General features: G+C 72.9%; 12 protein-coding genes. 7 read left to right on the top strand and 5 right to left on the bottom strand.

What is annotated here, in order from left to right; all coding sequences use genetic code 11:
- Positions 1-3: 3 nt before the first annotated feature.
- Positions 4-1,584, bottom strand: coding sequence for an ABC transporter substrate-binding protein (locus tag AB0J46_RS29710; RefSeq protein WP_364337494.1), 1,581 nt, complete (start codon positions 1,582-1,584; stop codon positions 4-6).
- Between the two features lie 63 nt (positions 1,585-1,647).
- Entirely contained in the window at positions 1,648-1,776 is a 129-nt protein-coding gene (locus AB0J46_RS29705; RefSeq protein ID WP_352351038.1) for a hypothetical protein, read from the bottom strand.
- Between AB0J46_RS29705 and AB0J46_RS29700 the strand changes: the two genes are divergently transcribed.
- A complete protein-coding gene (locus AB0J46_RS29700; protein ID WP_352351036.1) occupies positions 1,777-2,328 on the top strand; it encodes an Lrp/AsnC family transcriptional regulator in 552 nt (183 codons plus the stop codon). It begins immediately after the preceding gene.
- Positions 2,329-2,537: 209 nt separating this feature from the next.
- Here AB0J46_RS29700 and AB0J46_RS29695 read toward each other — a convergent pair whose 3' ends face one another.
- Positions 2,538-2,888 carry a hypothetical protein gene (locus AB0J46_RS29695; RefSeq protein ID WP_358286353.1) on the bottom strand — a complete coding sequence of 117 codons (351 nt, stop codon included), beginning with the start codon at positions 2,886-2,888 and terminating at the stop codon, positions 2,538-2,540.
- 269 nt (positions 2,889-3,157) lie between these two features.
- On the opposite strand from AB0J46_RS29695, the gene AB0J46_RS29690 reads away from it, so the two are divergent.
- The 4 genes from AB0J46_RS29690 (at position 3,158) to AB0J46_RS29675 (ending at position 6,716) form a co-directional block, all read left to right on the top strand.
- Complete coding sequence (locus AB0J46_RS29690; protein WP_364337492.1) at positions 3,158-3,925, top strand: hypothetical protein; 768 nt, start codon at positions 3,158-3,160, stop codon at positions 3,923-3,925.
- Between the two features lie 2 nt (positions 3,926-3,927).
- On the top strand, positions 3,928-4,698 hold the full coding sequence (locus AB0J46_RS29685) for a hypothetical protein (protein WP_364337490.1): 771 nt from the start codon (positions 3,928-3,930) through the stop codon (positions 4,696-4,698).
- Positions 4,699-4,768: 70 nt separating this feature from the next.
- Positions 4,769-5,560: an aminoglycoside phosphotransferase family protein gene (locus AB0J46_RS29680; protein WP_364337488.1), complete on the top strand. Its 792-nt coding sequence runs from the start codon at positions 4,769-4,771 to the stop codon at positions 5,558-5,560.
- 91 nt (positions 5,561-5,651) lie between these two features.
- Complete coding sequence (locus tag AB0J46_RS29675) at positions 5,652-6,716, top strand: NAD(P)-binding domain-containing protein (protein ID WP_364337486.1); 1,065 nt, start codon at positions 5,652-5,654, stop codon at positions 6,714-6,716.
- 175 nt (positions 6,717-6,891) lie between these two features.
- On the opposite strand, the gene AB0J46_RS29670 is transcribed toward AB0J46_RS29675, so the two are convergent.
- Positions 6,892-7,530 carry a GNAT family N-acetyltransferase gene (locus AB0J46_RS29670; RefSeq protein ID WP_364337484.1) on the bottom strand — a complete coding sequence of 213 codons (639 nt, stop codon included), beginning with the start codon at positions 7,528-7,530 and terminating at the stop codon, positions 6,892-6,894.
- Between the two features lie 136 nt (positions 7,531-7,666).
- On the opposite strand from AB0J46_RS29670, the gene AB0J46_RS29665 reads away from it, so the two are divergent.
- Together AB0J46_RS29665 and AB0J46_RS29660 are read left to right on the top strand one after the other, a co-directional pair.
- On the top strand, positions 7,667-9,397 hold the full coding sequence (locus AB0J46_RS29665) for a protein kinase (protein WP_364337482.1): 1,731 nt from the start codon (positions 7,667-7,669) through the stop codon (positions 9,395-9,397).
- A 111-nt stretch (positions 9,398-9,508) separates the two neighbouring features.
- Positions 9,509-10,504 carry a hypothetical protein gene (locus AB0J46_RS29660; RefSeq protein ID WP_364337480.1) on the top strand — a complete coding sequence of 332 codons (996 nt, stop codon included), beginning with the start codon at positions 9,509-9,511 and terminating at the stop codon, positions 10,502-10,504.
- On the opposite strand, the gene AB0J46_RS29655 is transcribed toward AB0J46_RS29660, so the two are convergent.
- Positions 10,501-11,418: a pirin family protein gene (locus AB0J46_RS29655; RefSeq protein ID WP_364337662.1), complete on the bottom strand. Its 918-nt coding sequence runs from the start codon at positions 11,416-11,418 to the stop codon at positions 10,501-10,503. The two genes, AB0J46_RS29660 and AB0J46_RS29655, sit on opposite strands and share 4 nt — an antisense overlap.
- Positions 11,419-11,591 lie beyond the last annotated feature (173 nt).

Raw genomic sequence — 11,591 nt, 5'->3', positions numbered from 1 at the left:
TCCTTACTTCGCGCCGAGGTCGGCGACGTCCACGGTCCAGACCGGGTGGTACTCCAGGCCCGTCACGGACGCGGCCGACACGATGTTCTGGCTCGGCTGGATCAGCGGCACGAACGGGCCGGAGGCGTTGAGCTTGGTCTGCAGGTCGGCGTAGGCCGTCTTGCGGGCCTCGTCGCCGATCGCGGTCGCGGCCTTGTCAGCGGACGCCTCGATCTCCTTGGCCGCGCCTTCCTTCCAGCCGGCCCGCAGGCCCACGGTCTTGCCGGGGGCGAAGGCCAGGTAGTCGCTCGGGTCCGGGTAGTCGGGGCCCCAGTACCACAGGCCCATCTCCTCCTTGCCGTTGCGGTAGTTGTCCAGCGCGGTCGTCACCGGCGCGGGCTGGAGGTCCACCGTGATGCCGACCTCCTTGAGGTTGGCCTGGATGCGCTCGGCCAGCGGCTGGAACGACAGGCCGTTGACGGTCAGCTCGCTCGGGAACTCCAGCTTGACGGTCGGGTTCGACACGCCGCTGGCCGCCAGGGCCGCCTTGGCGCCCTCGACGTCCCGCTTGGGGGCCTGCTCCGGCGGCAGCGCGCCGAGCAGCTGCGACGGGATCACGCCCGGCGCCTGCGTCGAGCCCTCGCCGGCCAGCTCCAGCAGGCCCGCGTAGTCGACGCCCTTGCGCACGGCCTCGACGAACTTGGCGTTCGGCGTGGTCTTGCTGACGCCCGAGTCCTGGTTGGCCAGCAGGAAGATGACGTTCGCCGAGGCGGTCTTCTTCACCTGCAGGGTGGAGGGCATGTTGGTGACCTGGTCACCGGACAGGTTCAGCGCCACCTGGCTGTCGCCGCGCTGCACGTTGAGCTTCTGCGTGGCGGCCTCGACGTTGCGGATGACGACCTTGTCGTAGGCCGGCTTGGTGCCGTAGTACTTCGGGTTCGCCTTGAGCGTGACCTGGCTGCTCACGTTGAACGACTCGATCGTGTACGGCCCTGACCCCGCCGAGGAGGCGTTCAGGTACTGCTCGGCCTTGTCCTGGGCGTCGGCCGTCGCGCCGTGCTCCTTGGCGACCTTGCTGTTGAGGATGCCCAGCGCCGGGTTCGGCAGGATGTAGGGCAGCGCCGGGTTCGGCGCCTTCGACGTCAGCGTGATCGTCGAGTCGTCGGTCTTGGCCACCTCGACGCCGTCCAGCAGGAACGACGGGGTGCCCTTCATGTCACGCACGCGGTTGAGCGAGAACACCACGTCGTCGGCGGTGATCGGCGAGCCGTCGGCGAAGGTGGGGCCCTTCTTGAGCTTGAGCGTCAGCGTCTTGCCGTCCTCGCTCAGCTCGTAAGACTCGGCCAGCGCCGGGACCGGCTTGGTCACGTCGGAACCGTCGAAGGTCAGCAGCGTCTCGTAGACGGCCTTGCCGACGATGAGCCCGGTCGGCTCGTAGGTGCGGCCGGGGTCGGCCGTCTTGAGGTCGAACGACGTGTCGATGACGAGCGTCTTCCCACCGCCACCGGAGGCCGCCGGGGTCTGCGAGGTGCCGCCGCTTCCGCAGGCGGCGAGGGCGAGCGCACCGGCGAGCAGCACTGCCGCCGTCTGCGAGCGGGTCGCCATGGGGTCCTCCAAATTGGACGTTCGGGAGAAGGATGTCGAGGATTGTCCGGCAGAACGTCCAGGTCATGTGCGGTCCGCGAGACGGATATAAATGGTCGAGGTGTAATGATGAGTGATATTTCCAGAAATGGTGCCAGCGGCAGCGGTCAGCCTGGACGGATCGGCATCGGTCTCGAACTGGACGACGTCCACATGAAGATCCTTGAGGTCCTGCGCGAGAACGGCAGGATCTCGGTCGCCGCGCTGGCCGAACGGGTGGGCATCTCCCGCGCGAACGCCTACACGCGCTTCGAGGCGCTGCGCGCCGACGGCGCGATCAAGCGCTTCACCGCGGAGATCGACCACGTGCGCGCCGGGCTCGGCATCACCGCGCTGATCTTCGTGACCGTGCGCCAGCAGATGTGGAAGCAGTTCAGGGCCGAACTGGCCCGGATGCCCGAGGTCGAGTACTGCGCGATCACCACCGGCCAGCACGACGCCATGATCCAGGTACGGGTCTCCGACGTGGCCGCCGTGCACGCCATGGTGACCGACCGCCTGGCCAACATCCCGGCGGTCAAGGCCACCGAAACCGTGTTCATCCTGGACGAAGTGCTCAGGCGGCCGTACGTGCTGCCGTCCGACCGGGACGCCTCCCGTCCCGCGCGGCGGACACCCCAGGAGACGCAAGGGGACGTGCCGCTCGGCATGATGCGCTTCGTCGGCGCGGCCGAGGGGCGCGCCGCCCTCCGCAAGGACGGCTAGCCACCGCTCTGCGCAAGGACGGTTAGCCACTTCCCTCCGCCAGGACGGTCGGGCGTCGCCCTCCGCGAGGAGGGCTGGGCGTCGCCCCCTGGACCGAGAGCGGCCGGGCCCGCCGGGCAGCCGGGCAGCCGGGTGGCCGGGTTGCCGGTGCGTTGCCCGCTCCCGGCCGATCGGTCCCCCGGCCTTCCGGCTTGCCGTCGGAGGGCCGGTCAGGAGGCCGGGACCTCGGCGCACACGCTGACGTGCAGCGTGTCGTCGCCGTCGAACCGGAACTCCTCGACCAGGCGCAGCAGCCCGTCCTCGCCCTGCTCGACGCGGCTGCTGCTCTGACCGCCCGCCTTGCCGCCCGCCTTGAGCGCATGGGCGTAGGAGATGGAGACGTCGGCGCCGTCGCGCGTCCCGACGAAGCGGCCGTGGGTCACGGTGTCGCCCGTGTAGCTGCCCCACACCACGCCGTCGGCCTCCCAGTACAGGAACTCCGTCGGGCTGTCGGGGTCCACCGCGCTCGCCGTCGAGCTCACCATCACGAATTTACGGCCGTTGAGATTCACGCCGTCCATAGTCACCATTTTTCTGGATCATCACCGACCGGCTGGACGTTTGGTCAGAACACCCGGTCATGATCAACGATCCGTCCAGCGGTGGCGCCGCCCCGGACCCCTGCGCGAGCAGGTTCTCGACCTCCCCGGTGCCACTCGGTGCCGCCCGGCGCCGCTCCCTCGGCGGCCGACACGCTTGCCGCGACTTTACTTGCCGGTAGCTGACACCAGCGTTGCATAGTGTGATAGTCATGTAACACTGTGTATTCGAGAAGGTTTGGGAGATCTTCATGCTGGCGTACACGCTCTCGATCGTGGCGGCCGTGGGCGTGGTGGCGCTCACCGCGCTGGTGTTCCGGCTCACGAAGAAGGGCAGCGAGGACGCCGAGCCCGACGGGGTCTCGGCCGGTCACGCCGGGTCGATGTTGTCGGCCCTGTTCCTGCTGGTGTTCGCGATCGCGATCATCGTGCCGTGGACCACAGCCGACGCCGCCCGCCAGAACGCCCAGGCCGAGAGCCAGGCCGCGATCGACGCCTACTGGGCCGCGGCCGACCTCCCGGGCACCGCTCAGCAGACGGTCCGCACCGCGCTGCGCGACTACGTCACCTTCGTGGTCAGAGACGAGTGGCCGCTGATGGCCGAGGGCCGGATGGACCCGGTCGGCGCCGCCAGGCTCGACGCCATGCGCAGCCGCGTGAGCGCCGTCGACGCCAAGACCGACGACGACAAGGACGCCCGCGACGCCGTGCTCGAACGCGTCGCCGCGATCGCCGCCGCCCGTTCCCAGCGTTCGATGGACGCCGCCGCCACCCCGCCCCAGGGGCTGCTGTTCCTGACCGTGCTCACCGGCCTGCTGGTCGTCGTCTTCCCCTACCTGGCCGGCGCGCGGCCACGCGGCCTGGCGTTCCTGCCGCTGCTCGCGATGGCCGCGATGCTCGGCTTCGGCACCTATCTGACCTGGGACATCGCCCACGCCTTCGCCGGGCCGCTGGCGGTCGGGCCGCAGGCGTTCCAGGGCGCGTTGCAGGAGTTCTCCCGCATCGCCGGGGGAATGTGACCGTGGGCGTCAGGCGTGCGCCGCTGCTGCTGGCCGCCGCTCTGCTCGCCGCGAGCGCGGCCGGCCCGGCGGCGGCCGACCTGCAATCCCCGGCGCCCGGCACCGTGCGCGTGCGTCCGTCGCAGCTCCCGAGCCCGGGGATCACGATCCACGGCGGGCGGGGGCGCGACGGCCGCACCGGGCCGGTGGTGTCGGTGCCGGGCGCCCAGATCTGGGACGACCCGGGGCCGGTGGTGTCGGTGCCAGGCGCCCAGATCTGGGACGATCCGGAGCCGCGGGTGTCGGTCCCGGGTGCGCAGATCTGGGACGCCCCGAAGCCCCGGGCGTCGGTGTCGACGCGGCCCGGCGGGCGGGCGCCGCGGACCGGCGTCCCCGTGCCGCGCGTGTCGATCGGCCCCGGCTCGGTGTGCGTGTACGGGCCGAGCGGCAGCGTCGAGGTGGGCGACTGCCACGTCCGCCCGTCCCCGCCTCCGCCGCCTCGCTCGTCGCCGCGGCCGACACCGCGTCCCACGCCGCCATCCACTCCGCCGCGCACGCCGAGGCCGGTGCATCACCCCACGCCCCGGCCGGTGCGCGTGGCGCCTCCGGTGCGGGTGCCCGTCCAGGAGGTCACGCCGACGCCCAAGCCCACCCCGGCGGTCGCGGTGCACAAGCGGGTCAAGCAGTTCCAGGCGCCGCCGCGGCGCAAGAACCCGCTCGGCACGGTCCTGGTCATGGTGGTCCTGGTGACGGCGATCGCCTCCACGACCGCGGTCGCGTTCAGGGCCCGCTGACGCCTCCCGGCGGGGGCTGGGCGGCTCGACGGCGGCGGCCGGTGCGCGCCGGGATGCGAGGATGGCGGACGTGTCCGAGCATGACGAGGAACTGCTGAGCGGGGGCGGTGTCAACCAGGTGGTGCGGGTCGGCGCCACCGTGCGCCGCCCGACCGGCCCGTGGACGCCGGCCGTGCACGCGCTGCTCGCCCACCTTGCCGCTCGCGGCTTCACGGGCGCGCCGGCCGGGCACGGGATCGACATCCAGGGCCGGGAGGTGATCGACTTCGTCCCCGGCGAGGTGCCTGGTCATCCGTTGCCCGACTACGCCCGTTCTGACCAGGCCCTCGGCGACGTCGCCCGGCTGCTGCGCCGCTACCACGACGCCACCGAAGGTTTCTCGGCCGCCGGGGCTGCCTGGTACTTCCCGCCACGGGAACCCGCCGAGGTCATCTGCCATGGGGACGTCGCGCCGTACAACTGCGTGTTCCGCGACGGGCGGCCGGTGGCCCTGATCGACTTCGACACCGCCCATCCGGGGCCGCGGGTGTGGGACGTCGCCTACGCCGCCTACCGGTTCGTCCCGCTGGGCGATCCCCGCCACGACGGGGCCGATCCGGTGGGGGAGCAGGCACGCAGGCTGCGGCTGTTCGCCGACGCCTATGGGCTGGCCGAAGGTGACCGTCCGGTGCTGCCCGTCACCGCCGCCGATCGGCTGGCGCACCTCGTACGGCACATGCGCGACCGCGCGGCGGCGGGGGACCGGGCCTTCGCCGCGCACATCGCCCGCGGCGACGACGTGTTGTACGGCGCCGACCGCGAGCACGTCCTGCGCCACCGCGCCCTGTTCGCCACGGCGCTGACAGAGCCGCCCCCCGCCTGATCCGGTCGGGCGCCGCCGCCGTACCGACCGGGCGTCGCCACAGGAACAGCCGATGGGAAGAGCGGGCGGGTGTGCGGGGTTGCAGTCGACCGTGGAGACGACCGAGGTTGTGGTGATCGGGGCCGGGCAGGCGGGGCTGTCCAGCGCGTACTTCCTGCGGCGGTTCGGGATCGGGACGATCGTGCTCGACGCGGCCGCGGGGCCCGGGGGCGCGTGGCGGCACCGGTCGCCGTCGCTGACCATGGACAAGGTGCACGGCATCTTCGACCTGCCCGGCGTGCCGGACGGGGTGGCGGCGGCCGGTGACCGGCCCGCGGCGGAGGTCGTCCCGGAGTACTACGGCGACTACGAGCGGCGGGTGGGGCTTGAGGTCCTGCGGCCGGTCAAGGTGACGGCCGTCCGGGAGGGGGAGGACGGGCGGCTGGTCGTGGCGGCGGACGCGGGGGAGTGGGCGGTCAAGGCCGTGGTCAACGCGACCGGCACCTGGACCCGTCCGTACTGGCCGTACTACCCGGGGGCCGGCGACTTCCTGGGCGAGCAGCTGCACTACGCGGGTTATCGCGGGCCGGCGGCGTTCGCCGGTCGGCGGGTGGTCGTGGTCGGGGGCGGGGCCTCGGCGATGCACGTGTTGTCGGAGGTGGCCGGGGTCGCCGCCGGCACCGTCTGGGTCACCCGGCGTCCGCCCGTCTTCAGGGGCGACGACTTCGGCGAGGACGCCCGGCGCGAGGCCGTCGCCCTGGTGGAGGCGCGGGTGCGGGACGGGTTGCCGCCGCAGAGCGTGGTCAGCGTCACCGGGCTCGGCTACAGCGTCGTCGTGCGGGAGGCGATGGCGAAGGGGGCGCTGGAGCGGCTGCCGATGTTCCGCCGCCTCACCCCGTACGGCGTGGAGTGGGCGGACGGGCGGCAGACCGCGGCGGACGTCGTCGTGTGGGCCACCGGCTTCCGGTCGGCGCTCGACCACCTCGCGCCGCTGCGTCTGCGGGAGCCGGGCGGTGGCATCAAGGTGGACGGGACGCGGGTCGTCCGGGAGCCGCGGCTGCAACTCGTCGGCTACGGGCCCTCGGCCAGCACGGTCGGCGCCAACCGCGCGGGCCGCACCGCCGCCCGCAACATCCGCGCCCTCCTGACCCCACGCCCAGCCGTCCCAGCCGCCTGATCCGCGCCAAGCCCTTCCCGCGGCCTGACCTCGCGCCCGGCGCTTCGGGCCGCCTGACCTCCGCCCGGCGATCCCGGCCGCCTGGCCGCGCGCCAGGGCCTGATCTCGTGTCCGGTGCTTCGGGCCGCCTGGCCTTGCATGCTGTCCTTGCTTCGCGCGCGGCTTGGCGCAGGGGTCAGTTCTCGGCGACGCCGAAGGCGGTCCAGCCGAGGTCGGGGAAGCCTGCCGCCTTGGCGACGGCGGCCGAGGCGGTGTTGCTGACCGCGTGCATGTACGTCGGCGCCGCCCCCTCGTCCAGCACCCGCCGCGCCGCCTGCGCCACCAGCCGTCTGGCCAGGCCGCGCCCGCGGGCCTCGGGCGCGGTCACCACCGACAGTTCCCGGCCGAACCGGTCGTGCCGCTTGATGCCCACCCCGGCCAGGTGCTCGCCGGTCTCGGGGTCCACGGCCACCAGCACCTCGCCGCCGAACACGCGCAGCCATCCGGGGACGGCGTCGTCCGTCGCCGGGACCCACTCGCCGGCGTCGGGCAGGGGCGTGGGCTCGGTGGTCCATCGGAAGACGGCGTCGAACCAGCCGCGATCCCCATATCCGATCAGCTCGGGGATCTCCCGGAGCGTCCGCGCGGCGCGCACCCGGGCGACGTGCTCGGGCGGCACCGACAACATCGCCCCCTCCGGGGTGCCGACGCCGACGGCCGGGTGCACGCGGCCGTCCCAGGCGGGCAGCGTACGCAGCGGCGAGCCCGTGACGTCGAGGTTTCCCGTGGGCGGCCAGGCCCCGAGCCATTCGCGCAGATGATCGGTGAGAGCCACGGACCTACTATAGGAAGTAGGAAAAATACCGATTGCGACAGGGGGTCGGTTACTCCCGCGAAGGGACTCGACACGGCGTGTTACCTTCGGCTAGCGTCCTGACATAAGGATCTTTATCCGGTCAGGAGGGCCCGACATGGCTGTTCCCGGTTACACGGAGATCCGGGAACTCGGTCACGGAGGAACCGGCCGCGTCGTGCTCGCCGTCCGCGACTCCGACGGCTTACCGGTCGCGATCAAGCACCTGTCCGAGGCCCTGCGCGCGGACGGCGAGTTCGCCGCCCGGTTCCGCGCCGAGGCCGGGGTCATCGGCGAGATCGACAGCCCCCACACCGTCCGCCTGCTGGACTACGTCGAGGCCGGGGGCACGTCCGCGATCGTGATGGAGCTGGTCGACGGCGTCACGCTGCGCCGCCTGATCGCCGCCGAGGGCGGCACCGGCGTGGAGGCCGCGCTCACCCTGCTGAAGGGGGCTCTGCTCGGCCTCGCCGAGGCGCACCGGCGCGGGGTGGCGCACCGAGACTTCAAGCCCGAGAACGTCATCGTCACCCCGGACGGCGACAGCAAGCTGGTCGACTTCGGCGTCGCGGCCCGGTTCGGCGAGACCGGCGCCCTGGCCGGCACCCCCGCCTACATGTCCCCCGAGCAGTGGGAGGACGCACCGGCCGGCCCGGCCTGCGACGTGTACGCCGCCGCCCTGGTGTTCTACGAATGTCTCACCGGCCGCCGCCCGTTCACCGCCGCGAACCTGGCCGCCCTGGCCTTCCAGCACCAGCACATGCCGCCCCCGCTGGAGCACGTGGACGGACGCCTGCGCGGGCTCGTCGAACACGGCCTGGCCAAGGACCCCGCCCACCGGCCCGCCTCGGCCGAGGCGTTCCTGGCCGAGCTGGAGGAGGTGGCGCGCGGGACGTACGGCGCGGGGTGGGAGCTGCGCGGGCGGTCCGGCCTGGCCGTGCTGGCGATGCCGTTCGCCGCGCTGCTGCCGTCGGCCGGGACCGGCGGGGGGATGGGCGAGGGCCTCGGCGGAGGGATCATCGGGAGGAGCGGTGCGGAGAACGGCGTCGCGACGGGGACCAGCGTGGTGCGCAGTTCGCTGGGGCCGCCGGCCAAGCTGGGGGTGACCGGCGGGCTGGTGCTGGCGACGGCGGCGGCGGTGGCGTCGACGTTCGTGATCTGGAGCGGCTCGCCCTCGCCCGACAGCGGCGTCGCGATGCCGCCGGAGTCCGCGGAGAGCTCGTTCGCGACGCCGCCCGTCTCGCCGGATCCGGAGCTGCCCGTGCCGAGCGGGTCAGGGACGGTCTCCCCGCCTGTGACGGCCACCGCCGGGGCCAGCGGGCAGCCGACTGTGCCGGCCATGCCGACTGTGCGCGGCGGGCCGACCGCGGGGCCCCCGTCGTCCGAGCCGCCCGCCACGAGGGCCCCGAACAGCCGGCCGCCGAGGCCGACCAGCGGGCCGTCGGAGCCGGGGCCGCCGGAGTCCGAGCCGCCGAAGTCCGGGGCGCCTTCGGGGCCGCCGAAGTCGGAGCCGGGTTCGGGGCCGCCCACGCGGTCGTCGCCGACGTCCACCCGGCAGTCCGCCACCGGCGGCCCGGTTCCCAAGCCGCCCGCCACGAGCGCCCCCGCCCCGGAGCCCTCCGCCAAGCCGCCCGCCAAGAGCCACGAACCGCTCCTGTCCGTCTCGGTCGGGTTGTCGCTCGGCGGCTCGCTGCTCGGCGGTGGCGGGGGCGGGCTGCTGGACGCCGACCTCGACGTCGGGTTGGGCTCCAGCCTGCTCGGCATGCTCGTGGTGCCGGGATCGGCCCTGCTCGGAGGTCGCATCGCGGTCAGACGCGCACGAAAATCCCGCAGTCAGGAAAAGTCATGAGTTGCGGGGAATGATGCTTGATCCCCTACTATCAGCGTCGGAAAGAGGGCGTCCCGGACTCTGATTAGCTCCTGACCGGAACCTGCCCTGCGGCTCAGGCAAAGGAGGACAGTGGCGGTCGCCTCCTCCGCCGTGGGCCACGTGGCGCGGGCCGTGGTCGCCGTACTCGTCGGGCTGACGCTGACGGCGGGCAACGCCTCAGCCGGGCGCGCGGCCCCCAAACCCTCGGTGAAGCAGCTCAAGAAGGAGCTGGCCGCGCTGAGCAAGGAGTCGGACCGGCTCATCGAGGAGTACTACAACAGCCGCCGCGCCCAGCAGCAGGCCGAGAAGACGGAGAAGAGCGCGCGCGAGCGGCTGGCCGCCGCCCAGGAGATCTACGACCGGGAGTCCCTCCAGCTCAGGACGCTGGCCGTGGCCCAGTACATCGGCGGCGAACCCAACCAGATCGCCCTGTTCACCGGCAGCCAGAACCCGGACGCGCTGCTGAGCCGCCTGGCGCTGAGCCGTCACCTCATCGACGTCCAGGACGCCCGGCTGCGCGGCTACGCCAAGGTCAGGGACGAGCGCCGCAAGGCCGAGCAGGAGGCCGCCGCCCGCGCCGAGGAGCTCGGCACCGCGGTGGCCGACCTGGAGGGGCGCAAGAAGAAGGCCGAGAAGCTGATCGAGAAGATCAGGGACCGGATCGACAAGCTCTACACGGCCCCGGGCGTGCGCCGCCCGGACGGCACGTGGGTGCCGCAGCTTCCGGACGGCTCCGAGAACATCACGCCCCGCATGCGCCTGGTCAAGACGCTGATCAAGGAACGGTTCGCGGTGCCGTACGGGATCGGCTGCTACCGGACGATCCAGGACGGCGGCGAGCACCCGCTCGGCCGCGCCTGTGACTTCATGCTCAGCCATGGCGGCGCGATGCCGTCGGCGGCCGAGGTCAAGCGCGGCTACGAGATCGCCGACTGGGCCATCAAGAACTCCCGGCGCCTCGGAATCATGTACATCATCTACCGCCAGCGCATCTGGCACGCCAGGACGGGCACCTGGCGGACGATGTCCAACCGCGGCGGCACGACGGCCAACCACTTCGACCATCCGCACATCTCGGTCTACTAACGCGTCTCGGGACGTACCCGTCCGCGCGGCTTCAGGCGGATGGAGGGCAGCGCCGGGGCGGGCAGCGGCTCGCCGTCGAAGCCCTCGACCGCGCCGAAGCCCTCGCCCTCCGCCCACTCCTTCCGGAAGGCGGCGATCTCCTCGTGGGAGCGCCCCACGAAGTTCCACCACATGACGATCTCCTCGCCGAACGGCTCGCCGCCGATCAGCAGCACCCGCCCGCGGCCCGACAGCCGCAACGTGCCGGGGCCCGGCGGCAGGTAGCGCAGCGCTCCCGGCACGGCCTGCTCGACCTCGCCGTCGAGCAGCAGCAGCCCGTGCTCGAAGGAGGGGTCGAGCGGCACCTCGCCCGTGCCGTCGACCGTCACCTCGGCGCCCACCAGCGGGGTGTAGGTGGTCGCGGGCGAGGTCACGCCGCCGAGCGTGCCCATGATCACGGTGGCGTCGAAGCCGGGGCCGGACAACACGGGCAGGGTGGCGTGGTGCTCGAAGCCGGGAGCTGTGCGCCGGTGGGTCTCCGGCAGGGCCACCCAGAGCTGCACGCCGTGCAGCGTCGTGCCGGGCGACTCCTCCGAGTGGGAGATGCCGCGCCCGGCCGTCATCAGGTTGAGCCGGCCGGGACGCACCCGGCTCAGGCTGCCGACGCTGTCGCGGTGGAGCACCTGGCCCGCGAGCAGCCACGTCACCGTCTGCAGGCCGGTGTGCGGGTGGGGCGGCACGCGCATCAGCGCCGGCTCGGGGCCGTAGGCGTCGACGAAGCACCAGGCGCCGATCATCCGCCGGTGCACGCCGGGCAGCGTCCTGCTCACCCGCATCGCGCGCGGGCCGCCCAGCGGCACCTCGCGTCCGGTCAGCACCTCGCTCCGGTCGCCGCCGTCGGCGGCGCAGCGGAGTTCGCGGGGGTCACGTTCCATGTTGCTCACCCCACGACTGTAGGGGGCCGTACGGCCTCCCACAGTCGGCGTCACCCGGACGGGACGGCCATCCCAGGGTCTCCTGCCAGCTGTCCACGGGCGGGGCGGCTGGCCCAGGGTCTCCTGCCAGTCGTCCACGGATGGGACGGCTGGCCCAGGGTCTCCTGCCAGTC

It is taken from the genome of Nonomuraea sp. NPDC049758, from assembly GCF_040674635.1.
Classification (GTDB): domain Bacteria; phylum Actinomycetota; class Actinomycetes; order Streptosporangiales; family Streptosporangiaceae; genus Nonomuraea.
This window is presented reverse-complemented; position numbering and strand designations above follow the sequence as displayed.